We start from the raw sequence: 23,620 nt of genomic DNA on the forward strand, positions 1-23,620 counted from the left end.
AACAGGGCATTGAATGCCCTGTTTTTTTATTAAGCATTTAACTATTTAGTTGCTTTCTCAAAATTATTGACTGCTTCACGGCCGAGTGCTGGATCATCTGTAAAGACACCATCCACACCTGCTTTGAAATATGCTTCAAACTCTTTTAAAGCACCTGTTGGACAACGGTCAGCAGGTTTATCGCTACATTTTAAAGGCTGTGGTAAGAAGTTATTTTCTGGGCGGAAAGTATAAGGATGTACTTTTAAGCCAGCGGCATGCGCATCTGTAATAAATGAAGTGGTTTGTACTGAACCATCATTATTGAAATTGAGAATATAGTTTTTGCTTGGCCCTACGCCATTTGCATATTTAGCAACATCTTTTAAGCTTTGTGCTGTGGCTAAATCACCATATGTTTTAGACACGCCAGATTCAACAAAGTCGGCTGGTCGAGATGTTTTTGCATCATATAACTGAATGATTTGTGCATGTTTAAGGGTCTTATGAAGATCAAGTTGATCTTTTAAATATTTTAAATTGCTGACTTCAAATGATTGCAAATAGATAGGTGCGATATCACGTGTATATTGATATTTGGCAAGAGTTTTAAGAAGTGTGTCTTCCATAGCCAAATTCTTATTTTTAAAATAAGTCGGGTGTTTAGTTTCGATATATAAGCCAATAATCTTGCCAGTTTTTTTATAATTTGCTTCGGCAAGTTCAATGACTTGTTCGAGTGTCGGAATTGAATAGAGGTCATTGTAAGCTGTATTTGCTGGTCGAAACTCAGGAATACGCTCACGTGCTTTAACTTGTTGTAATTCATTTAGGGTGAGGTCTTCCGTAAACCAACCCGTTAAATTTACACCATCAATATTTTTGGTGGTTTTGCGGTCCGCAAATTGGGCAAGGGTACTGATATTGGTGGTCCCACCAATTTCGTTTTCATGACGCGTAACCAATACACCATCTTTCGTTGACACTAAGTCAGGTTCAATAAAGTCAGCACCATCATCAATGGCTTTTTGATATGAAGCCAAAGTATGTTCAGGACGTAAAGCGCTTGCGCCACGGTGTCCGATGACTAAAATTTTAGGAAGCTGATACTCTGGTGTGGTTGGGGTTGTTTCGGTTTTATCATCGTCATTACAACCGACCAAGCTAATTAAACTTAAGCATAAAAGTGCTTTTCTAAACATAATTCTACTCATATTGTTTTAATTGAAACGACTCAAGTATTGGGATTTAGTTTGACGTGATGATGAAGAATTCATGAATTTTAAGTGACACTATTTAACTGGTTCTTTATTGCTTTGTTGGAAATAGTGAAACAGGCTTTGTTTTTGTCTTAATTACATTTATTGTTTTAATTCCACTTGTCTTTTTTACACCGCTCGTTGATGATCACAAGGTCTCAAAGCGGCATTTTCTCCTGTTAATTAACGACACCATACCGAGCAGCCATGCTATCTAAATTTTTTATTCAGCGCCCCATTTTTGCCAATGTACTGGCGATCATTGTTATGGCTTTTGGTATTTTTTCGGTGATGCATTTGCCCGTAGAACGGTATCCTGATATTGCACCTCCGAAAATTACAGTGTCGGCAAGTTATAGCGGGGCAGATGCACAAACGGTTGAGCAAAGTGTTACCCAAATTTTAGAACAGCAAATACAAGGGATTGATCACTTACTCTATTTTAGCTCATCAAGTGATTCATCTGGGCGTAGCCGAATTACCATTAGTTTCGATAATGGAACCAACCCAGATACTGCTCAGGTACAAGTTCAAAATAGCATTAGTGGTGTCATACGCCGTTTACCCGATGAAGTTCAGCGCCAAGGTGTTACCGTTACCAAGTCTTTAGGCGATACTTTTATGGTGATTGGCTTATATGACTCAACTGGTAAAACCGGAAATATTGAGCTGTCAGACTATTTAACTACGCATGTCGTCGATAACTTAAACCGTATTGAAGGGGTGGGGGAAACAGATATATTTGGATCACAATATGCGATGCGTATTTGGTTAAATCCAGAGAAGTTAAAGCAATATAATTTAATGCCAAGTGATGTTGCGAGCGCAATCACTGCCCAAAACACCCAAGTTGCTGCAGGTGCGATTGGCGATTTACCAGTCATTGACGGTCAATATTTAAATACAAAAGTGACCGCAGGTTCTCGACTCAAAACAGTCGAGGACTTTAAAAATATTGTCGTAAAGTCGAATAAAACGGCGAGTTATGTTTACTTAAAAGATATTGCTAGAGTAGAGCTTGGTGCAGAAAACTATCAATTTTTGAATACGATTAATGGTTATCCTGCGGCAGGGGTAAGTATTTCTTTATCTTCAGGTGCGAATGCGATTCAAACCTCTAAGCTCATTCATCAAACCTTAGATCAGCTTTCAACGAAACTACCAGCAGGCTATAAAATCGTTTATCCGCGAGATAATACGCCGTTTGTTCAAGAGTCAATTAAGGAAGTTGTAAAGACCCTTGTAGAAGCTATTATTTTAGTAATTTTGGTGATGTTCCTGTTTCTGCAAAGCTGGCGCGCCACACTTATTCCGAGTATTACCGTTCCAGTTGTTATTTTGGGTACCTTTGCTGTCTTATATGTGCTTGGGTTTAGTATTAACACATTAACGTTATTTGCACTGGTACTCGCCATCGGTTTATTAGTCGATGATGCGATTGTGGTGGTCGAAAACGTTGAGCGGCTCATGCATGAACAGCACTTAAGCCCTAAAGAAGCTGCAATTGAGTCAATGGGTGAAATTAGTGGTGCCTTAGTCGGCATTACATTGGTTTTAACTGCTGTTTTTATTCCAATGTCTTTTTTAGGTGGCTCAATTGGCGTGATTTACCGTCAGTTTTCCATTACTTTAGTTGCCGCTATGGCATTATCGCTTACGGTTGCACTTATTTTAACGCCTGCATTGTGTGCATTAATTTTAAAACCGAACCCTGAACCTATGCGTTGGGCAGTTTGGTTTAACCAAAAAATTGATCAACTTAAAAATAAATATATCAAGCTTGTTCAAACGAGTATTCACTACAGTAAATCGGTTATTGTGATTTTTGTGGCGCTGATTGCCATTTTTTCGCTGTTCTATAGTGGTTTGAAAAGCGGATTTATTCCTAAAGAAGACCAAGGCATTTTAAGTGTTCAAATTAAGCTAGTAGATAGCGCTCCAATGTCTGAGAGTAAAAAAATTGGTGAGCAAGTTCGTCAATACTTTCTGACTCAAGAAGATAAAAATGTTGATCTGGTTCTAATTCGTTATGGTCGAAATAATGCCGGTACAGGGCAAAACTTAGCGCAAGGCTTTATTGCTTTAAAACCTTGGGATGTACGTACGGCTAAAGAGGACTCGGCTGACGCTATACAAAAGCGCGCAATGAAATATTTCAGAAATTTTAGCAATGCTCAAATTAACGTGACCTTACCACCATCAGTAAATGGTTTGGGTCAAACTGATGGTCTGGATTTTTGGATTCAAGATTTAAATGGTCAAGGGCAAAACTTCTTAGATGGTATGTTCCGTCAGTTACAGGCTCAAAGTAAAAACTATTCAACTTTCGAAAACTTTGATAAGCAGTCTACCAATAGTAAAGCGAATCTGAATATCAAGATTGACCAGAAACAGGCTTTGGCAAATGGTTTGGAACTCTCGGCAATTAATAATACGTTGTCGAGCGCATGGGGCGGAACTTACGTAAATGACTTTATTGATCGGGGCCGTATTAAACGCGTCATGATTCAAGGTGATGCCGAGTTCAGATCTAAACCTGAAGATTTATATAATTGGTCTGTGCGTAATAGCCAAAATGAAATGGTGCCTTTTAGCTCATTTGCGAACTTTAGCTGGGGCGGTGCTCCGGAAATTGTAAAACGCTATATGGGATATAGTGCTTTACAGTTACAAGCAGATGTTGCGAGTAATAGCAGTTCTGGTCAGGCTATGAAAGATATTGAGCAACTCGTCAACCAGCAAAAAGATATTGGTTTGGCTTGGACAGGTTTGTCTTTTGAAGAACAGAAGTCGACAAATCAGGCCGTCTGGTTATATTTAATTTCGGCAGGTTTTATTTTCTTATGTTTAGCTGCTTTGTATGAGAGCTTGAGCATTCCTGCTGCCGTGATGACCTCTATTCCATTAGGTGTAGGGGGAAGTGTCATTTTCTCTTATATCTTTGGTTTGCCAAATGATGTGTATTTCCAAATTGCACTTCTAACCACGATTGGATTGTCATGTAAAAATGCAATTTTAATTGTTGAGTTTGCTGCATTAGCCCAAGAGAAAGGAAAGAATGCTATTCAGGCCGCTTTAGAAGGCGCGAGTTTACGTTTAAGACCGATTCTAATGACTTCTTTAGCCTTCGGCGCTGGTGTGATTCCACTTGTGTTTGCACAGGGCGCTGGTGCGGTGAGTCGTCAAGAAATTGGTATTAGTATTTTAGGTGGTGTGATGTTTGGTACTGTGCTGGTTTTATTCTTTATTCCGGTTATGTACGTGTTATTACGCTCACTGTTTAAATCGAAAGCTTCGAGTTAAAAGCAAACAATTTAAAAACAGGCATTAAATCAAGTATATTAAGTTTAACTTCTCTTCATATATTTGATTTAGATGCCTCAAGAAAAAAAACTAACACAGCAACAGGTCATCGCATTAGAACGAGATCTGGCTAAATTCGCCACCATGATGGATAGCGCCGTCCGCATTCCTTTTACAAAACAGGGTATTGGTGCCGATGCGGCCCTAAGTACTATTCCTGTTGCGGGTGATGTAGCGGGTTTTGTTCTGACTTGCTATGCCATATATAAAGCCAAGCAAATTGGTGTGCCGCAGCATAAGCTCACTCCCGTCATAAAATTGGCTGTAGTCGATGCTGTGGTGGGTTGTGTTCCAGTTGCAGGGACTATTTTCGATATTTTTATACGCCCTAGTAGAAAAGCATTAGATGTGGTTCATACCCACATACGCGAAGAATATGCAATTCAAAGTGATATGCATGTTGTTCATCCGTATTTACACGAAAAGCTTGAAAAGAAGCAGCAACAGTCAGCCTTCTGGCGTAACCCTGTTGTGAGTTGGCTATGGCTACATATACCCGATTTATTAGGGGTATTAGTGCTTGTTCTGATTGGTTTTGCGATGTGGTGGGGAATTAGTTTTCTTTGGGGACTTGCTCATTCAGCCTAATAAAAAAGCCTCCAAAAGGAGGCTTTTTTATTTAGTGTATTATGGACAATCTAACTGATGTAGAGCTGCCACACGTTGTTCAATTGATGGGTGGGTTTGGAACAAAGCAGCTAAACTAAAGCCTTGTTCTTTACCTTCCGCAATAGCGAACGCTTTCATTTCTTTTGGCATTTGGTCAGGTAACTCTGTTTCAGCTTGCAAACGTAATAAAGCAGAAATCATTGCTTGTTTACCAGCTAAACGTGCACCAGCTTCATCAGCACGGTATTCACGGTAACGAGAGAACCACATCACAATAGCTGAAGCTAGAATACCGAACACGATATCTAGAACCATCGTAATGAGGAAATAACCCATACCAGGGGCTTCGTTGTCTTGACGACCAAAAACATTACGGTCGATAAAGTCACCTACTACACGAGCAAAGAACATCACAAAGGCGTTTACTACACCTTGGATGAGTGCGAGAGTAACCATGTCACCATTTGCAACGTGGCCGATCTCGTGCGCAAGTACTGCACGTAGCTCATCTTTGTTCATACGCTCAAGTAGACCGCTTGAAACGGCAACTAAGGCATCATTTTTATTCCAGCCTGTTGCGAAGGCATTAGACTGATATGAAGGGAAGATACCAACTTCTGGCATATTAATACCAGCACGTTGAGAAAGTTCAGCGACTGTTTGCAATAACCAGCTTTCAGCTTGGTTACGAGGAGCATTTGGGTCAATCAGTTCTGTACCAGTAGTTTTCTTAGCCATCCATTTGGACATAAATAGAGAGACTAAAGAGCCCACCATACCAAACACAAAACAGATGACTAAAAGGTTGCCTAGATTCAAGCCACCCGCGCCATGGTAACTACCGACACCGAAGAGTGACAAAATAATGCCAGCTACAACCAGTACCGCGAGGTTGGTAAGCAAAAACAAACCAATCCGCATCATTGAGAAAATCCTCTTATAAATAAAATATTATCTGATTTATAAATTATAAATCACTCAGCTAATATGCGGCGCTTAGGGGAAAAATTCAAGGAAAAAATAAGGAATCGATACATTCTTTCCTGTGAAAGAATGTATTTAAATTAAACAAGTTATTTATAAGGCCCGTCTAAACGCTCGGGTAGGGGTAATACATCATTACAATTTTTAGACAATGGGCCTCGTTAAAAGATTAACCGCGATACATGCGGTTTTAAACTTTACTCGATTCTAATATGCGCAATTGCTGTTGCGTTATTGGTGACATAAGTACCCGTCGGGGCATCTGTATAAGTGCCATCTGACAATGTCACGATTTGGCGCCCAGAAGAGTATTTAACAGATTTAGCCGATACTTGTTGAGGTGTGGTGGCTTGTGGCGAAACAGGGGGATTTACTGCTTGAGCAGAAATATTTGAGTTACTAAACGATGAAAGGCTTACCCCAGAAGAATATAAGTTTTGATATCGACTAGTTACACGGCGAACATAATCTTGGGTTTCACGAAATGGAGGGATACCACCATACTTATCTACGTTACCTTCACCAGCATTATAGGCAGCAAGCGCCATTTGCGTATTGCCATTAAAACGCTTGAGCAACCAACCTAGATATTTCGCACCAGCAAAGATATTTTGCTGAGGATCATAGGCGTTAGATACATTAAAACGGCGAGCAGTAGCTGGCATCAGCTGCATGAGCCCTTGAGCACCTACTGGAGAGTGAGCATTCACATTAAAACCAGATTCGGTATGCATGACTGCCTTAATTAAACCTTCAGATACACCATGCTGTTGTGCGGCCTGTTTAATAATATGGTCAAACGCATTTTTATTTCTGCTATAGCTCGGTAGGACAGAAGCTTCTGAAGCGCCCCAGTTTGTATAACTATGAATATTACTATCTGGATAGTAAGTCACTTTTACTTTCTTGAGTGAATTGTCATAGCTTTTACGGTTAGTCAGTAAAGTACTGCCATTTTTGTCTTGGTAAACGTACATCTGACCCGCAAAAGTCGGCGTTATACCTACCGAAAAAGTGGTCATCCCCAGTAAACAAGAAAAAAGATATTGAACCGAATTTTTCATTTTATGTTATTCACAATTTTAAGGTATTCGAAACTTGTCAAAGAGTTTATCAAAAAATATTACAGAAAGAAGTTTTGTGTAATTTTTTTTATTTTGGCTGTTTTAAAAAATCAAGCTGTTTTGTTCGAATGATCATCAAAAAAAATTAAAAAAAATTTTTAAAATGATTCTATTGACTTGAATAACTATTTGAAAATTAAAGGTAAAAATCATTGGTTAAAAAATGATCAATTTAAATAAAACCCTTAACAGAAGGTGAAAACAGTTTGTCAAGCACGAAGAAATCCACAATTTTATCCACAGGTTTTGTGGAAAACTGTGGAAAAGTCCAAAAAGTAAGCATTTTGCGCAAAAAATGAACTCATCGGTCAAAATGGAGCACGGCTTTTGCATCATGCCTGAGCATTATGACGACTTCAAGAATTGAAACTATTCTTTTGATGCGATTCCCGTCCGAATCATATAAAATTGCGCGGTATTTTTATTTATGGGTATATCTCGTCTATGTACGCGCCAGTTGAGTCCAACGAAGGATTTAATTTTAAGCCTGAACTTCCAACAAGCTCGGTCTATTATCGTTTGCTTAAGAAGCTTCGCCGTCAAGTTGGACATGCCATTCGTGACTTCAATATGATTGAAGATGGTGACAAGGTCATGGTGTGTGTGTCTGGTGGTAAAGACAGTTATACCTTGCTCGACATTTTGTTGCAGTTCAAACGTATTGCACCGATCAACTTTGACATTGTTGCGGTTAACCTTGACCAAAAGCAGCCGGGCTTTCCTGAAGATGTCTTACCACGTTATATGGAAGAAAATAACATTCCATATTACATTTTGGAAAAAGACACTTATACCATTACCAAGCGTTTAACACCTGAAGGTAAAACATACTGTGCAGTGTGTTCACGTTTACGTCGTGGTTCGCTTTATGGCTTTGCTCAAGAAATTGGTGCCACTAAAGTTGCGTTAGGCCATCACCGTGATGACATCATTGCAACTTTCTTCTTGAACTTGTTCCATGGCGGCAGCTTAAAGGCAATGCCACCTAAGCTTTTGTCGTCAGATAAGAAGAATATTTTGATTCGTCCTTTGGCTTATGTTGAAGAAAAAGACATTATCAAATATGCCGAATTACGTAAGTTCCCAATTATTCCGTGTAACCTTTGTGGTTCACAAGAGAACTTACAACGTGCCATGCTTAATGAAATGCTACGTGAGTGGGATAAACAATATCCGAAACGTTTACACAGCATTTTTGGTGCTTTACAAAACGTATCTCCGTCTCAGTTAGCGGACCGTGATTTGTTTGATTTTGAAGCGCTAGATTCTCAGCGCGAGATCGACTTTAAAGACCCTGAAGAACTTAAAAAACGTTTAGATGTAGTGAACTTAAGTTTTGCTGCTGAATAAAACGATTAAGTAAGTCAATTAAAGGCACTTTATAAACAAGTGCCTTTAATGTATCAAAATACTAAAAAGTGAATGTTCCGTACAAAAAGTCATAGCCCAACCTTAAAATTACATGCTATAACAACGCACAAGCAGAAGTGCTTCATATGATGTTGTCTGGATAGGCAACTAACTAGAGAAATTGAACAAATAAATTTGAGGAAGAATCATGCCTGCATTTTTAACTGATGATTGGTTTGCGACTGTCGAAAAATTAACTGCTGAAGCAGGTGATCTTAATTTGCCACCAGCTCTTGCGAATTTGGCAATTAATTTAGTAGTTACAGATGCTTCTGGAAATACCGAATTAGCGTTAGATGGGGGTAAAATCCAAAAAGGTTTGTCTTCAAATGCCAAAACAACTTTGAACATGGATGCTGAAACTTTACGTAAAGTATTCCTTGAGTTTGATATGGCAGCAGCTATGCAAGCATTTATGACTGGTAAAATTAAAGTTCAAGGCGACATGTCTCAGTTAATGGCTTTACAAACAGCTAAACCAAGCCAAGAACAAAAAGATTTGTTCAAGAAAGTATTAGAACAAACAGCTTAAGTCTAAAAGAATTCATATAAAAAGCTTACCCCAAGAGGTAAGCTTTTTATTGATACAAACAATGAATTTATCAACTTTTAAAAACAATAAAACTAGATATTGATTCGCGTTTGCGCCGTTTTAATATGCTCAAGATAAGCACGAATACGAGTCACGTACTGCACTGCTTGTTTGTATCGACCATTTCGCATTTGATTGCGCTGTAAATAGTCATAGAGATTCACCCACTGGTTTGGGTCTTTCCCTTGAGTTTGTAAGCGCTTCTGGATCTGGTTGACTGCGCCTGGACCCATATTGTAGGCCACAAGGGCATACCAGTTACGATCTGGGAAGGGAATATCACCATACTCACTTAGCATGAGATCATAATATTTCGCACCGCCCTGAATGCTTTGCGCTGGATCGCTACGGTTACTTACACCCATTGCCCGAGCTGTACTGTTGGTTAACATCATTAACCCGCGTACGCCTGTTGGTGAAACAGACTCTGGCTTGAGATACGATTCTTGATAGCTCATTGCTGCAAGCAAATGCCAATCTAAATCGTACTTCGCCGCGCTTTGTTTAAAGCTGGCTTTGTAAATAGGTAAACGTGTACTTATGTCACGTTGAATCGTAGACCAAGACTCAGGTTTTACAACATTACGGTTGTAAAATGAAGCCAGTTGTTGAGTCAGACCATTTTGCTTGCTTTGACAAACAAAACCACTGGCAGTTTGTGTAAGAGGATCATCTGCTTGTTTAAACACCCAGCTTAAATCGGGATTTAATCCATTTTTTTGCAAATTTACGATGTCACCACAACTTGCAGAAAAAGACATTAAACCTTTGTTCTCGATTGAGCTTAAGCTCGCGGTCGTCATGGCAAGATTTGCTTTACCTTGCTGGACCCATTTGAGTGCGGTGGCGTTATCTGCCACGATTTTGAAGTCCAACTTTACATTTAAGCTTTGCGCATAGTTACGAGCCAAGTCATAACCGAAGCCATGTAAAAATTGATCTTCTTTAAAAACAGTAGTTGGGCTTTCTACAGCAACTACGGTTAATGTGTTTGTGTTAACTACAGTATTGTACTGTAGGGTTTTTCCTGCATTGATACTATGAAAGGGAAAAAACATAGTGCTGAGTGCAAGAACTTTCAATGGGAGAGAAGAAAATAAAGAGTTAAGGCTAAGCCTCGACCCAGAACTTGAATTACTGTGCATGTTGTCTCCGCTACAGATAATTTATGCCCTAGAAAGCCAGGCAAAAAGCTGCCATAACTTCTAAAAGTTGATAAATTCAATAAGGGGTGGGCAGTCATGACGTCATTCAAAATGACATGAAATGAAAAAAATAAACTGTGTAGAAAATCTACATAGTTGCTGGTTGGGTTAAAAAATACTCAACATTTAAGATGCGCGCATCATAATATTCAAAAAAAAGATTGTCAAATTTTGAACAATTAAATATTCGATATATCAACATAACAACATGAATTTATTAAGGAAGAAAATTTATACACTTCTGATATGGGTAAATAGGGTATAAAATGCTACATCTTGTAAGCAGTATGTTGTTCATCAGTGGTTTTTTATCATGAAATCTAACTTAATCACGCGGTCAGGACATGACAAATTAGTTGCTGAATTAAAACAACTTTGGCATGAAGAACGACCAGAAATCACCAAGAAAGTGAATTGGGCTGCAAGCCTCGGCGACCGCAGTGAAAATGCCGATTATCAGTACAATAAACAGCTACTGAGAAAAATTGATCGCAGAGTACGTTATTTAGGAAAACGTTTAGAAGAGTTAAAAATTGTTGATTATGCTCCGGAGCAAGAAGGCAAAGTTTATTTTGGAGCTTGGGTCGAAATTGAAAATGAAGAAGGGGAGCAAAAAACCTTACGAATTGTCGGGATTGACGAAATTTATGATCACCATCCTCAGCATATCTCGATTGAGTCGCCAATGGCACGTGCACTCTTGAGTAAAGAAGTCGATGATGAGGTCGAAGTGCATACTCCTTTAGGTAAAAAGCTTTGGTATATCAATGCAATTCGTTATGAAAAGCCTAAAAATGATGAAATTTAAATAGATTTGTTTTTATTTTGAGCGTTTGAATTAAAAATTAAATAAAAGATTTGCCAACTTGCATTTTTGTTTATATTATAGCGCTCGTTGGAAGCGTGGCAGAGCGGTTTAATGCACCGGTCTTGAAAACCGACGAGGGTGTGAGTCCTCCGTGAGTTCGAATCTCACCGCTTCCGCCAAAATTCTTAAAAAGCCCTTGTTAATGACAAGGGCTTTTTTTTATCTATTATTTTATCCCTCAACCGCTTCACCTTAAAACGTGGACTGGAATAGTCCGAATAAAAATAAATCTAATGGCTGTGCATAATAGATGAATCGTATTTAAGCTGAAATTTTAGAAAACACACGACTCTGTAGCTACGCACTACATGCATGATTTTTGACTCTGCTTTTAGTTGTTAATGACAACATCTCTGCGTATTTCTTGATTTTTATTCAATAGTATTTGCCAACTCAATGATTTTTAGTGAGATAAATTCATTCTAATATGCCTGTCATCTCTAAACAATAAGTCCTTTTAATAACGATAAAAGGCTGTTTTAAAATGAAATATTCAGGTGGAATACATGAAAACCAAACATTATTTAACATTGAGTGATGCAGAAGTTTTATTGGAACAAGCACATAAAGCCGCCAATGAAATGGGTCTGAACGTCAGTATTTCTGTTGTTGATGAAACAGGAAGTCTGTTAACTATGAAACGTCTTGATGGAGCATCACCCTTGACGGCTAGCTTTTCTTTGGAAAAAGCCAAAGGCTCTGCAATAAGTAGACTTCCATCAAAAAGCTTGGAGGATATGATTAAGAACGGCCAAATTGGTATTCTTAATATGAGCAGTTTTTCTGGTAGCTTAGAAGGTGGTGAACCGATACTGTATCAAGGGAATCTAATAGGTGCGGTAGATGTCTCTGGTGCTCAATCTTTTCAAGATGCTGAAATTGCACGCTCAGCAATAGATGCTTTTTTAGCACATGTAACTCAATAAATAATAATGCTGTATAAGTAAAAAATTATCAGGTTACGGTCAAAATTAAAAAAAGCAGTAAGATTAATCTTGCTGCGTTTTTTTATGTCTGGTTTATAACGACCCGTGAAGTAAACAAGCTTAGTGCTTTGTAAGTTAAAAAATCTAACTGATTCTAATAAGCTGTATAAGTTGTTAAGAGGGAAACCTGTATTTGCGTATTGGCCAGAGTGGTAGCAAATACGGATATTCAACTATACACACCCTTTTTAGGCAAACGTAACGATTTATCTTTGGATAATTACCCAGAAGTTTCTCTAGATGATGCCCGCTCGCATCATTCAGGATTCTATCAGGAGGCATTAGATCAGACAGCATGATAAGGTTATATGAATGCTAAGTTTGAGGGGGAGGCGGTCTTGGATGTAGTTAATGAGTTTTATAATCGTGATGAACAGGGACAGCCCCTAGACTGATACTTTAAATACGAATGTAGGACCACTGCAAAAGGAATTAGTACAGAGTGTCACGGTACTGAATTAAAGAATCTTAGGGCCGTTTATTACCTATATTCTTATTTTATTTTCATATTTTAATGGAATATATCAGTTTTATATTTTTAATAAGTCTAATCTAAACAACTTTTTTGAAATAAAATCCACAAAAGCTCTGATTTTGGGAGAAAGATGACGGTTTGACGGCCATAATGCCCAGAACTGAACGAGTTCCTGTTCGGCATTATTCAATACAATTTGAAGTTTTCCCTCTTCGAAAGCTTTATGCACCAAGAAATCAGGCATGTAAGCAATCCCGTGTCCATCAATCGTAGCAGTCAATACGGCCTCCATGTTGTTAAACGTTAAGATAGTGTGTAACCGTAGTTGTGACCAGAGGGGATCGGCTGACATCGTCCATGCCATGAGCTTCCCAGTATTTGGAAAGCGATAACGTATGCAGTCATGCTGTTCCAATTCAACAGGTGTGCGTGGGATGCCCCTACGTGCAAGATATGCAGGCGCTGCACACAATACATGACGACACGTTCCTAGCCGCTGCGACATCAGTTTAGAATCTGGCAGATCTCCACTACGTATGACGATATCAAAACCTTCCTTAATGACATCGACAAGTTGGTCATTAAAATCAATGTCTAGCTCAATTTCTGGATAAAGTCGGCGAAATTCAGGTAGCTCAGAAAGTAAGAAGTGGTAACCGATGGTCGGCAAGCTTAATCGCAGCTTACCGCGTGGTGTCTGGATGGCATGCGACAGCATAGCCTGTGCTTCGTCGAGATCGTCCAAGATTGATCGACAACGTTGATAGAACATCTCACCTTCAGCAGTCAAATGAACTTTGCGCGTGCTGCGCTGAAACAATCGTACTCCCATCGCTTGTTCAAGCTTAGCAATACTTTTGCCCACAGCAGATGCGGACACACCGAGTGCGCGGGCAGCACCGACAAAGCTGAGTGCTTCAGCTGTTTTTACAAAGTAGACAATTCCATTAAAGCTATCCATGAAATACCCGATTAATTATAGAATTTTATTCCATTATAAGTGGAATTATATCGTATTTATCTAATATTAAGTCGAAATTATACTCACCATAGCAATTCATTCACTGAAATCATCTTTCTCAGAATAGGTATTTTCATGACAAATACGACTTTCACCACTGACCGAAGCAAAGTACTCATTCTGGTTTCGATTTGCCTTGCTGCGGTAGTCCTGCCATTGAGCTTTACTGGAGGAGTAGTTGCAACGCCTATGATTGGCCATACTTTGGGCGGTAGTGCCACAGCCCTTACATGGATCACCAATGCTTTTATGTTAAGTTTTGGCAGTTTGTTAATGGCCACTGGAGTCTTGGCCGATAAGTTTGGCCGGAAACGTATGTTTATTCTAGGCATGACATTATTCATTATTACTTCGCTGGTTTTAAGCATGTGCTCGACTGTAGTATGGCTTGATGCATTACGTGCCATACAAGGATTCGCTGCAGCGGCAGCGCTGTCTGGTGGTTCATCTGCGCTGGCACAGGAGTTCGAGGGACATGCGCGTACACGCGCTTTCAGTATGCTAGGCACAAGCTTTGGGGTAGGCCTTGCTTTCGGTCCTCTAATGTCTGGTGCATTAATTGACATATTTGGTTGGCCATCAATTTTCTTTGCAATTGCAGGCATTGGTACTGTGGCACTAATTTTAGGAATGTCACAAATGCGTGAAACGCGTGATCCCGATGCGACAGGATTCGACTGGTTAGGCATGCTGACCTTTACAGCGGCCTTGTCGCTTTTCACATTTAGTGTCATTGAGGTGCCTGAAAGTGGCTGGACGAGTCCAAAGGTGATGACTTTATTGGTTGCTTCATTGGTTTTGTCGGTCATCTTTATTTTTATTGAACTACGAGTGACGAAACCAATGCTTGATCTCAGTTTGTTTCGTTATCCACGTTTTATAGGCGTGCAGATGCTGCCTATCGGAACTTGCTATTGCTATATCGTGTTGATTGTACTATTACCGCTGCGCTTTATTGGAGTTGGTGGTTATTCTGAAATTGAAGCAGGTCAGTTGATGCTGGCTTTATCGGCACCATTGCTCGTAATCCCCATGCTGGTTGCTTCGTTGACACGCTGGATCTCAGCCAGTGTTCTGTGCGGAATTGGTTTCGTAATCGCTGCGATTGGGCTTTATTTGCTTGGCTTGATCAACGATGGTCACTCTGGGTATGCTGTCATCATTGCAATGTTACTTATTGGGATTGGCGCTGGTATGCCGTGGGGACTCATGGACGGGCTTGCAATCAGTGTTGTGCCTAAAGAGAGGGCAGGGATGGCGACTGGTATTTTTAATACCACGCGAGTTGCGAGTGAGGGTGTTGCGCTAGCCATTACCGTAGCTTTGCTGTCGACTTTCGCTAGCATGAAGCTACAGTTTTTATTATCAAATAGTGGGAGCTCTGTTACAGCTTTGCGAATCACGGAAGCATCACAGCATATTGCAGTAGGCGATCTCTCTTCTGCATCTGCAATGTTACCTGAGATGAATCGCAACCTTCTTATGTCGAGTTATACCAATGCTTTCCAGAGCCTGACTCATGTTTTGATCGTCATTACTCTCTTGTCGGCTCTTATTGCCTTCTTCTTCTTGAATCGTACATCGCGTACGAATTGCGGTTATTCAGATAATGAGCATATTGAATCAAAGTCAGATACCATATGACGGTCACTTCATTGATTAGTCAGTCTTTGGATATATTGGTATGAGATACAGTAATAGTGTAAACGGTGGAGCACAAGTGCTCCTAAGGAATAATTGAGGTTGTATGGCTTGATATTGTTTTTCCAAATCTGAGCAAATTGTAGGTTGGGGCCGGCTAGGATTACTGGCTCAAGTCAGTCAAAAACCGCCAATCGAAGCTGCTTTGAATTCGATTTGCTACAAAATGAGGTAAAAATTACGTTGTAGCTGATGAACTTTCTGAAAAATTTGCTATCAAGGTTACATTCTCTTTATCTGCTTAAGACAATACGGTTGTTTGCTTTAATTGTAATAAAGCAAATGTAGATGCAAAAAAGATAGTAAAAGTGCACAAGTATTTTTCTTTCCCGCCAGGTGAGATCGCAGAGTTCGTCACCCCCCCTCACCAAATCAAGAACATGAAATTGATCTACTACTGTTAAAGGTGCGAACAGTTCATGATGATTAAAAGATAACCAAATACTTAAAAAGACAAGGGCTTTTTTTATGCTTATAAATTACTAAAGAATAGTCTTACTCTCTTTTATATATTTCTAAGTATGGTCTCTCCCGTTCGTGGGTTTGTTAAAGTCACATTTTCAAGCGCCTGAATGTACCAAGAATTGCTCTTCTTGGTGAGTACAGTAAGAATGAGAGTATCAATTTTATGGGGACCCTGAGGGTGAGCTACGCCCGCAGTTAAGCGACTCCAAAAGTGTGAAATACAGATACCATCACTCATCGGTGTAATGTCTATGAGTTCATTCTCTAGTGTTGAATCGCTATAGATGGTGTCATGAATAGGCTGGTGTAGTGCAACAATTTCATCAACGCCTTTAACGTAATGGCCAAAACGATTAACGAAAGTCGCATCTTGATGAAAAAGAGCAGCAAAGGCCTTCATATCATGATTATTCCAAGCAATTTGAAATGCTAGAGGAATGTCTTCTGGGGTTATTATGCGTTGACTCATATCATTCCCACTATTTAAGTTTTAAGTCCATTTTGAATATATTATAAATGAATGGGCTTCGACATGCTTAAACGGAACAGCTAGTCACAGCTGAGCATGCAAGTACTTATTCCTATAAACACACCATACTTTTAGCGCAAAAACATTTTAGGGGTGAGCAGTATTAAACAACTATAAGTTTGAGCTACTCGATGGATAAGTTTTTAGAAAAATACAGATAAAAATATAAGATAAATAGAAATGACTCATAATGACTTTAATATATTGTTAATAATCAAACATCCGTTAAAAATTTAAATAGAATCTTCGATTTTTTGGGGTTTTTAAATGTTTAGAACGAATCAATTAAGTTTAAAATATGGAGAATTTGTATACCGGATAGCATTTATTAGTTTTATTAAAATTAGAGTTATATAAATCTTGTGAGTTATAGCTTTTTACTTCGCTAGTTTTGTACATTTTTCATTCTAATGGTGATGGTGAAATTCAAACATTGCAGCTAAAAGCTTAATTTTTTTAGAAAATATGAGCTTAAACAATCGGAATTTATATATTATTAAATAGACTTCAAAACTAAAACTTTAATCTTGATTTAAGTTCAATTATTTAATTTATGACATATCTTGATTTCTTTAATGGGTCAGAAAAACAAACATGACTTCATTTGAGCCAAATCAGAAAATTAAAGAGAGTATAAAAATGAACCAGTTTGTAACAAACACGAATAATATTATTCGTGGAAAGTATCATCCGGAATTTTTGCAGCATGAAGTCTTGGCCGATATTTTTGTCCATACTGCACAAACTCTTCCTGATAAAACGGCTTTAATTGAAGCAGATAAAACGTTGAGTTATGGTGAGTTATATCAGCAAGCCTTAATTATGGCTCAGCATTTGACGATAAGGGGGGTAAAACCAGGTCATATTGTTGGCTTATGGTTGCCTCGTGGTATCGAGCTTTTAAAAGCTCAATTGGCGATTTGTTTAAGTGGTGCAGCATGGCTTCCTTTTGATATGGATACGCCAGCGGACCGTATTGCGGTGTGTCTTGAAGATGCTGATGCTGTAGGAATGATTACTACAGATGAATGGCATGCGCATTTAGATGAAGTACCACAAACAAAGTGGACCAATACTGAACTGCAAAAGCCACTTAGCGAAAATATTCCTTTAGCTAAAACCACCCCAGAACAACCTGCATATATTATTTATACGTCAGGTTCGACAGGTAAGCCGAAAGGGATTGTGATTACCCAAAGAAATATTTGTCACTTTTTACGTAGTGAAAATAATGTTTTGGGTATTCAAGAGCAAGACAAAGTCTATCAAGGCTTTTCTGTTGCTTTTGACATGTCATTTGAAGAGATTTGGCTTTCTTACTTGGTCGGTGCAACCTTGTGGATTGCACCTAAGTCGCTTGTGAGTGACCCTGAACGTTTATGCCAAACATTAAAGCAAGAACAAATTACAGTATTGCATGCTGTACCGACATTACTTGCTTTATTCCCAGAAGATGTACCTAACTTAAGAATTATTAACTTAGGTGGGGAAATGTGCCCGGATTCACTGGTTGACCGTTGGGCATTGCCTCATCACAAAATGTTTAACACTTATGGTCCAACTGAGACTACGGTTACTGCAAGCCTTGAGGCGTTAGAGCGTGGCAAACTCGTCACGATTGGTAAGCCTTTACCAAACTATGGCATGTTGGTCATTAACGCTGAAAGAGAATTACTGCCGCAAGGTGAAACAGGTGAGCTCTGTATCTTTGGCCCAAGTGTGGCAGAAGGATACTTAGGTCGTCCTGACTTAACCGCTGATAAGTTTATTCAAAACCCGTGGGCAGACGGTCCAGATGAACAATCGCTCTATCGCACAGGCGATTTGGCTAAAATTGATGAATTTGGTCAAGTACACTGCTTGGGACGTGCGGACGATCAGGTGAAAATCCGTGGTTTCCGTGTGGAACTTGGTGAAATCGAAGCTGCGCTTTGCGATATTGAAGGTATTGGTACTGCGGCAGTTATTCTTCGTCCAGAAGACGGTATTGATCAGCTTATTGCGTTTATTGCGCCAGAAATTGATGCGAAAAAAGCAATCGAAATTAAAGAACTCCGTCATAATTTAAGCCAACGTTTACCACCTTATATGGTGCCAAACCGTTTTGAGATTATTGAAGAAGTTCCACGTTTATTGTCAGGAAAAATTGACCGTAAAGCTTTAAAAGCACGTCCACTTACGAGTGTGATTGACCGTAGTGAATCTGACCAACCGCAAAATCCGGCAGAAGAAATCTTATTTGGCATTTTGAATCGCTTGTTCCCAAATATGCCGATTAAACTCGATTCAGATTTCTTTGACGACTTAGGCGGCCATTCACTTTTAGCGGCTGTTTTAATATCGAACTTGCGTGAACACCCAGAATATAGCCATCTGACTATTCAAAACTTATATCAAGCGAGAAGGGTGGGTGCAATTGCAGCACTCATGCTAGAGCAACCAACGCCGACTGTATTTGATAGCCAGATTGGACAAGATAACCCTCGTAACCAAACTTATAAGTGGTTATGTGGTATTGCACAGTTCGTTACCATTCCAGTTTTAATCTCGATTAATATCTTGCAGTGGTTAGCGCCATTCTTTACCTATCACTATTTTACTGGTGGAACACGCGACAGTATTCCAAATGCAATCGCGATGTCTTTATTGGTTTACATCAGCGTTATTATTGCCAGTTTTGTTGTTTCAATTTCTGTAAAACGACTATTAATGATGGGCGTTGGTGCAGGGCAATATCCATTATGGGGATTAACTTATTTCCGTTGGTGGTTAGCGGACCGTATTAGCAACATTTCACCAGTCTATCTTTTGTCAGGCTCGACTTTACTTAACTTATACTTGAAAGCGCTTGGCGCGAAAATCGGCCATGACGTGACGATTAGTTCAGTACATATTCGCATGCCATCTTTACTTACTGTTGAAGATGGGGTGAGCATTGGCTCTCAAGTAAACTTGGAAAATGCCAAAGTTGAACATGGTCACTTGGTGTTAGGTTCAATTCATTTAAAAGAAGACAGTTATGTGGGCTCTTATGCTGTATTAGAAGAAAATACAGTGTTGGAAAAACAAGCTCACGTAAATGCCTTAACTTCAATTGAATATGACACAGTTGTACCAGCTGGAGAAATCTGGGATGGTACACCTGCGAAGAAAATTGGACATGTGGATGATCACGATAAATTACCAGAGCGTCCAAAATTATCGTTTATTCGTAAAATTGCTGAATATGCATATTATGGAATTAGTGCGTTAATTATTGCGTGTTTGTTCTTTATTCCAATTTTCCCAAGCTTCCTGTTGGTCGACTGGTTAGATGCAAACGTATTTAATATTAACCCGAATGAACATTTACAAATCGCATTGTACTACTTCATTTTAGCGATTCCAGCTAGTGCAATGATGATGATGATTACTGCTGTAATTTCTTCAGTCATTCGTAAAGTTGCATTGCCTCGTCTTGAAACAGGAAGGTATGCGGTTCATGGTGGTACGTATTACCGTAAATGGTTTGCGTCTCAAATCTTGGAAACAAGCTTACAAACCTTGCATGGCTTGTTTGCTACGATTTATGCGCCAACATGGTTCCGTATGCTCGGTGCAAAAGTAGGTAAAAATACTGAAATTTCTACCGCAAACGGTGTTATTCCAGAAATGCTGACTTTGGGTGAAGAAAGCTTTATTGCCGATGCTGTAATGCTAGGTGATGAAGAAATCAAAGGCGGCTGGATGACATTAAAATCGACCAAAATTGGTAACCGTAGTTTTGTCGGAAACAGTGCGTATATTGCTGATGGTACTGTGTTGCCAGACAACGTCTTGATTGGTGTGCAATCTAAAACACCTGATAACGTTGAAATGTACGATGGTCAAACTTGGTTTGGTTCACCACCGTTATTGCTGCCTGCACGTGAAGCTGCTGAGAAATACCCAGATCATTTAACATTCTTACCAAGTATCAAACGCCGTTTAATGCGTGGTTTTATCGAAGGCCTTCGTGTTGTATTACCTGCCGCTCTTGCGATTGGTGTGGGTTATATGATCGTGCTTGAGATTATTGATGTTATTAACAAATACAACATTCCAACTGGTTTGTTGGCTTTAACGCTTGCTGGTTTGCTCTATGGTGTAGGCTGCTTCGTTATTGTTGCGCTATTGAAGTGGATTTTAATTGGTCGTTATGAGCCACGTTCAGCTCCTATGTGGACTATGTTTGTATGGTTAAGTGAAGGGATCACCAGCTTATATGAATCAGTTGCGATTCCGAACTTCTTAAACTACTTAAGAGGAACGCCAATGTTGCCATTCTTCTTGCGTATTTTAGGTGTTCGCATTGGTAAAGACGTCTATATGGATACGGCTGATATTACAGAGTTTGACTGTGTAAGCATTGGTGACCGTGCTGAGTTTAATAGCTTCTCGGGCCCACAAACGCACTTGTTTGAAGACCGTATTATGAAAATTGGACAAGTGAATATTGGTAATGATGTTGTGGTAAATACACGTAGTATTATTTTGTATAACGCCAACGTGAGCAACCATGCTGTGTTAGGTCCATTAACATTGGTCATGAAAGGTGAAAATATTCCGGCTAAATCTGCTTGGATTGGTTCACCGGCTGTACCTTGGGTTCATAAATAATTAATTGTTGAATTGAAAAAAGCCTCTGTAGAACAGGGGCTTTTTTTGTATTACATATAAATCTTATTATATTAAATAGAGTCAATATTATTAGAAATTTCATTTAATTCGATTATGGTACTTTGGTCATTTTCAATATGTTTATAAAAATATTGATCTTTTGTTTGGAAAAAGATATCAAAACTACGGCTCATTAATGAATCTACACGACTTTGTTTTATATAAATTTCTGAAATAGCTGAAATATAGTGATCAACCCAATCTTCTATATGATCAAATGAAGCACGAGGACGTGGATTTGTATAAAGATCTCTTAAATTTTCCGAAATATTTTGAATATTAGGATTAAAGAGCCAAATGATGAGATCATTTTCTCTAAATTCTGATGTTTGATAGATACCTGATTCTTCAGTTGGTTCTACAGAAAAAAGTTTTGCTCCATTTTTACTATAACTAGAATACAGGATTTTAGATAATTGAATCTGTTCATGGCATCCTATTTCCATTTCTCTAACTTGTTTTGAAATATTTAAACATATGGGAAGCTTTTCAATTTCAGAGTTAAAATTATTAATGAAAAGATGAATTGCTTTATCAATGACATAATGTTCACCTACACCAGTAATAAATCCACTGTGCCATGTATATAGTTTAGAGTCCAAATATTCCTTATATTGATCTAAGCTTTTATATTTTAAAATTAAATATTTATTGTCTATTGCAACAACAATACTATCTTTTAGTTGAACAGCAATAAGAAAAGTCATATTTATAAAGATAATTAAGTTATGCTAAGATTGATTTTATCTATAATAATATAAATGGCATAGTCATGGCGGGTGGTTCACAAATTATAATTTCCTCTGATGGTATTACTATAAAAACACCAAAAGAATTTAAAGTATTTGCAGGACAGCATATTTTTTCTGGGCCATCTGTGGCTAGTTTAAAGAGTACTCATATACAGCATTTACTACCATCAGATGAGTTAACTCCTAAAGCTAAAATCACACCAAATATACACTTTCCTATAACGGGAGTTCTTGCTCGGATAGAGAGATTAGATGGGAAAAAAATAAATTCAACAGATAAATTGATGATTAATGGAACTCCATTAAAGGAAGTATGGATTAGTGAAAATGGAGTGGCTTACTTTATTCCTCCTAAAAATATACCCCAAGTCAAAAGTATTGAAATTAATGGGGAATCATTGAATTTAGAAAAAAATTTAAGACAATTTCATACAAATAAAGAAGGAATTGATTCAATTTCTGAACAAGTTGAAATACTGAATGAAGCTTTAACTGAGCATAAGAAACAGTTTTCAAGTAAAAATAAATCTGATGTTATTGTTATGCAAGGTGTTTTTAGGTATAGCCTCATTTTGGATTATATTGACCAATTGGATTGGGATTATGAAAGTCAGAAGTATTTATTGAGTAAAAGGTTAAATTTGAAAGTAGATTTTTAAATGAGGAATAACGATGTCTCCAGTAGAATATAAAAAGGAAAATGACCTTCATATTATTAAAATTACAGGAAAATCTCGCTTAACTCCTATTGTCCGCGATGGTGAAGAACTTTTTAGTGCAACTGTGCAAAGAGCACAATCAAAAGCGAAATTAACGGTGTGTATAAATGGTTGTTGGTATGGTTTAACAGATTCAGGAAAAGCGGATGCATTTGTTGGACACGATCCAGTTCCAAGTGCTGATACATTAAATGAGGGTTTTGCATTATTAGGTACAGGAGCTTTACATGGTCATAGCGCGGCTAATATGTTTTATATTGCTCAAAAACTAGATTATACATGGTTTATGGGACAAGGAGATTTAACAAAAAATCGGGGTTATTACACGGGTATTGGTGGATTATGTCCTTTGGTTTTTAAAGGGCTAAAATATGGTGATGGTAATTTATATAGTAAAGAATTACCAAATGCGAAGTTAACAGGAGAGCCTCTACCTGCCCATAAACCTTTTTTGACTCAAAGAAATAATAATAGATATGCTGCGCTTTCACGTTTAGACAATAGAACAGGGCGAGGAGGAATAGGATTTACACCTACGGCTGATATTGTGGTGATTGCTCAAGAGCATGGTGTAGGATCGGTTTCTTTTGATACCTTTAGAGATACCTTTATTAAACATGGTTGTACAAATGCCTGCGCTGTAGATGGTAGTGATTCAGTGTTTTTATGGTATGACGGAGGATTTAAATTTATGTCAGCAGAGAATAAAGATGAAACACAAACTTTTGGTATTGGAATAAGAGCAGAAACCTAATGTTAAAAAAAGCTTTATTTAGTCTAATTATTTCAGTTTTAGTATTGCTCTCAATTTCATTTGTAGATTTGTATTGCACGCATACATCGTTTAAATTATTTAAAATTTGGTTAGTAGAATTTAACGG

At 38.4% G+C, this 23,620-nt stretch carries 16 protein-coding genes, 1 tRNA gene and 2 pseudogenes; 12 read left to right on the forward strand and 7 right to left on the reverse strand.

Features of this window, described 5'->3' with window-relative positions; genetic code table 11:
* Nucleotides 1-41: 41 nt before the first annotated feature.
* The gene (locus tag ACIF8R_RS16780) at nt 42-1,181 is read right to left on the reverse strand and encodes a glycerophosphodiester phosphodiesterase (protein WP_396482071.1); all 1,140 of its coding nucleotides are present in this window, start codon (nt 1,179-1,181) and stop codon (nt 42-44) included.
* Between the two features lie 264 nt (nt 1,182-1,445).
* Between ACIF8R_RS16780 and ACIF8R_RS16785 the strand changes: the two genes are divergently transcribed.
* Together ACIF8R_RS16785 and ACIF8R_RS16790 are read left to right on the forward strand one after the other, a co-directional pair.
* Nucleotides 1,446-4,541, forward strand: a complete 3,096-nt coding sequence (locus ACIF8R_RS16785; RefSeq protein ID WP_396482072.1) for a multidrug efflux RND transporter permease subunit — start codon at nt 1,446-1,448, stop codon at nt 4,539-4,541.
* Nucleotides 4,542-4,613: 72 nt separating this feature from the next.
* Nucleotides 4,614-5,189 carry a DUF4112 domain-containing protein gene (locus ACIF8R_RS16790; protein WP_396482074.1) on the forward strand — a complete coding sequence of 192 codons (576 nt, stop codon included), beginning with the start codon at nt 4,614-4,616 and terminating at the stop codon, nt 5,187-5,189.
* A 39-nt stretch (nt 5,190-5,228) separates the two neighbouring features.
* Here ACIF8R_RS16790 and htpX read toward each other — a convergent pair whose 3' ends face one another.
* Both htpX and ACIF8R_RS16800 read right to left on the reverse strand, forming a co-directional pair.
* Nucleotides 5,229-6,134, reverse strand: coding sequence for a protease HtpX (htpX, locus tag ACIF8R_RS16795; protein ID WP_004699673.1), 906 nt, complete (start codon nt 6,132-6,134; stop codon nt 5,229-5,231).
* 257 nt (nt 6,135-6,391) lie between these two features.
* The gene (locus ACIF8R_RS16800; RefSeq protein WP_396482076.1) at nt 6,392-7,258 is read right to left on the reverse strand and encodes a lytic transglycosylase domain-containing protein; all 867 of its coding nucleotides are present in this window, start codon (nt 7,256-7,258) and stop codon (nt 6,392-6,394) included.
* A 504-nt stretch (nt 7,259-7,762) separates the two neighbouring features.
* On the opposite strand from ACIF8R_RS16800, the gene ttcA reads away from it, so the two are divergent.
* Nucleotides 7,763-8,668, forward strand: a complete 906-nt coding sequence (gene ttcA / locus ACIF8R_RS16805) for a tRNA 2-thiocytidine(32) synthetase TtcA (RefSeq protein WP_107972573.1) — start codon at nt 7,763-7,765, stop codon at nt 8,666-8,668.
* Between the two features lie 208 nt (nt 8,669-8,876).
* Complete coding sequence (locus ACIF8R_RS16810) at nt 8,877-9,260, forward strand: SCP2 sterol-binding domain-containing protein (RefSeq protein WP_001110719.1); 384 nt, start codon at nt 8,877-8,879, stop codon at nt 9,258-9,260.
* A gap of 92 nt (nt 9,261-9,352) precedes the next feature.
* Here ACIF8R_RS16810 and ACIF8R_RS16815 read toward each other — a convergent pair whose 3' ends face one another.
* Nucleotides 9,353-10,465 carry a transglycosylase SLT domain-containing protein gene (locus ACIF8R_RS16815; RefSeq protein ID WP_107972574.1) on the reverse strand — a complete coding sequence of 371 codons (1,113 nt, stop codon included), beginning with the start codon at nt 10,463-10,465 and terminating at the stop codon, nt 9,353-9,355.
* 373 nt (nt 10,466-10,838) lie between these two features.
* Between ACIF8R_RS16815 and greB the strand changes: the two genes are divergently transcribed.
* The 4 genes and pseudogenes from greB to ACIF8R_RS16835 all read left to right on the forward strand — a co-directional run.
* The gene (gene greB, locus ACIF8R_RS16820; protein WP_396463447.1) at nt 10,839-11,333 is read left to right on the forward strand and encodes a transcription elongation factor GreB; all 495 of its coding nucleotides are present in this window, start codon (nt 10,839-10,841) and stop codon (nt 11,331-11,333) included.
* A gap of 89 nt (nt 11,334-11,422) precedes the next feature.
* Nucleotides 11,423-11,512, forward strand: a tRNA-Ser gene (locus tag ACIF8R_RS16825).
* A 387-nt stretch (nt 11,513-11,899) separates the two neighbouring features.
* A complete protein-coding gene (locus ACIF8R_RS16830; RefSeq protein ID WP_396482078.1) occupies nt 11,900-12,319 on the forward strand; it encodes a heme-binding protein in 420 nt (139 codons plus the stop codon).
* A 95-nt stretch (nt 12,320-12,414) separates the two neighbouring features.
* A pseudogene (locus ACIF8R_RS16835) lies at nt 12,415-12,633 on the forward strand (Arm DNA-binding domain-containing protein); the annotation flags it as partial.
* Nucleotides 12,634-12,909: 276 nt separating this feature from the next.
* Here the strand turns inward: ACIF8R_RS16835 and ACIF8R_RS16840 are convergent.
* Nucleotides 12,910-13,815 carry a LysR family transcriptional regulator gene (locus ACIF8R_RS16840; RefSeq protein WP_396482080.1) on the reverse strand — a complete coding sequence of 302 codons (906 nt, stop codon included), beginning with the start codon at nt 13,813-13,815 and terminating at the stop codon, nt 12,910-12,912.
* Between the two features lie 135 nt (nt 13,816-13,950).
* On the opposite strand from ACIF8R_RS16840, the gene ACIF8R_RS16845 reads away from it, so the two are divergent.
* Nucleotides 13,951-15,519, forward strand: a complete 1,569-nt coding sequence (locus ACIF8R_RS16845) for an MFS transporter (protein ID WP_396482082.1) — start codon at nt 13,951-13,953, stop codon at nt 15,517-15,519.
* A gap of 562 nt (nt 15,520-16,081) precedes the next feature.
* Here ACIF8R_RS16845 and ACIF8R_RS16850 read toward each other — a convergent pair.
* A pseudogene (locus tag ACIF8R_RS16850) lies at nt 16,082-16,555 on the reverse strand (YybH family protein).
* Between the two features lie 654 nt (nt 16,556-17,209).
* Between ACIF8R_RS16850 and posA the strand changes: the two are divergent.
* Nucleotides 17,210-21,208: a delta-poly-L-ornithine synthetase PosA gene (posA, locus tag ACIF8R_RS16855; RefSeq protein ID WP_396482084.1), complete on the forward strand. Its 3,999-nt coding sequence runs from the start codon at nt 17,210-17,212 to the stop codon at nt 21,206-21,208.
* 71 nt (nt 21,209-21,279) lie between these two features.
* On the opposite strand, the gene ACIF8R_RS16860 is transcribed toward posA, so the two are convergent.
* The gene (locus ACIF8R_RS16860; RefSeq protein WP_396482086.1) at nt 21,280-21,975 is read right to left on the reverse strand and encodes a hypothetical protein; all 696 of its coding nucleotides are present in this window, start codon (nt 21,973-21,975) and stop codon (nt 21,280-21,282) included.
* Between the two features lie 65 nt (nt 21,976-22,040).
* On the opposite strand from ACIF8R_RS16860, the gene ACIF8R_RS16865 reads away from it, so the two are divergent.
* Together ACIF8R_RS16865 and ACIF8R_RS16870 are read left to right on the forward strand one after the other, a co-directional pair.
* Entirely contained in the window at nt 22,041-22,679 is a 639-nt protein-coding gene (locus ACIF8R_RS16865; RefSeq protein ID WP_311069480.1) for a hypothetical protein, read from the forward strand.
* Nucleotides 22,680-22,692: 13 nt separating this feature from the next.
* A complete protein-coding gene (locus tag ACIF8R_RS16870; RefSeq protein ID WP_396482088.1) occupies nt 22,693-23,493 on the forward strand; it encodes a hypothetical protein in 801 nt (266 codons plus the stop codon).
* The last annotated feature ends 127 nt before the right edge of the window (nt 23,494-23,620 follow it).

The organism is Acinetobacter sp. ABJ_C4_1 (assembly GCF_044538495.1).
GTDB lineage: Bacteria > Pseudomonadota > Gammaproteobacteria > Pseudomonadales > Moraxellaceae > Acinetobacter > Acinetobacter nosocomialis_A.

Bases quoted from the DNA above. Each gene is read 5' to 3' on its own strand.
- ACIF8R_RS16780 (WP_396482071.1), bottom strand. From the start codon at position 1,181: ATGTTTAGAAAAGCACTTTTATGCTTAAGTTTAATTAGCTTGGTCGGT.
- ACIF8R_RS16785 (WP_396482072.1), top strand. From the start codon at position 1,446: ATGCTATCTAAATTTTTTATTCAGCGCCCCATTTTTGCCAATGTACTG.
- ACIF8R_RS16790 (WP_396482074.1), top strand. From the start codon at position 4,614: ATGCCTCAAGAAAAAAAACTAACACAGCAACAGGTCATCGCATTAGAA.
- htpX (WP_004699673.1), bottom strand. From the start codon at position 6,134: ATGATGCGGATTGGTTTGTTTTTGCTTACCAACCTCGCGGTACTGGTT.
- ACIF8R_RS16800 (WP_396482076.1), bottom strand. From the start codon at position 7,258: ATGAAAAATTCGGTTCAATATCTTTTTTCTTGTTTACTGGGGATGACC.
- ttcA (WP_107972573.1), top strand. From the start codon at position 7,763: ATGTACGCGCCAGTTGAGTCCAACGAAGGATTTAATTTTAAGCCTGAA.
- ACIF8R_RS16810 (WP_001110719.1), top strand. From the start codon at position 8,877: ATGCCTGCATTTTTAACTGATGATTGGTTTGCGACTGTCGAAAAATTA.
- ACIF8R_RS16815 (WP_107972574.1), bottom strand. From the start codon at position 10,465: ATGCACAGTAATTCAAGTTCTGGGTCGAGGCTTAGCCTTAACTCTTTA.
- greB (WP_396463447.1), top strand. From the start codon at position 10,839: ATGAAATCTAACTTAATCACGCGGTCAGGACATGACAAATTAGTTGCT.
- ACIF8R_RS16830 (WP_396482078.1), top strand. From the start codon at position 11,900: ATGAAAACCAAACATTATTTAACATTGAGTGATGCAGAAGTTTTATTG.
- ACIF8R_RS16840 (WP_396482080.1), bottom strand. From the start codon at position 13,815: ATGGATAGCTTTAATGGAATTGTCTACTTTGTAAAAACAGCTGAAGCA.
- ACIF8R_RS16845 (WP_396482082.1), top strand. From the start codon at position 13,951: ATGACAAATACGACTTTCACCACTGACCGAAGCAAAGTACTCATTCTG.
- posA (WP_396482084.1), top strand. From the start codon at position 17,210: ATGAACCAGTTTGTAACAAACACGAATAATATTATTCGTGGAAAGTAT.
- ACIF8R_RS16860 (WP_396482086.1), bottom strand. From the start codon at position 21,975: ATGACTTTTCTTATTGCTGTTCAACTAAAAGATAGTATTGTTGTTGCA.
- ACIF8R_RS16865 (WP_311069480.1), top strand. From the start codon at position 22,041: ATGGCGGGTGGTTCACAAATTATAATTTCCTCTGATGGTATTACTATA.
- ACIF8R_RS16870 (WP_396482088.1), top strand. From the start codon at position 22,693: ATGTCTCCAGTAGAATATAAAAAGGAAAATGACCTTCATATTATTAAA.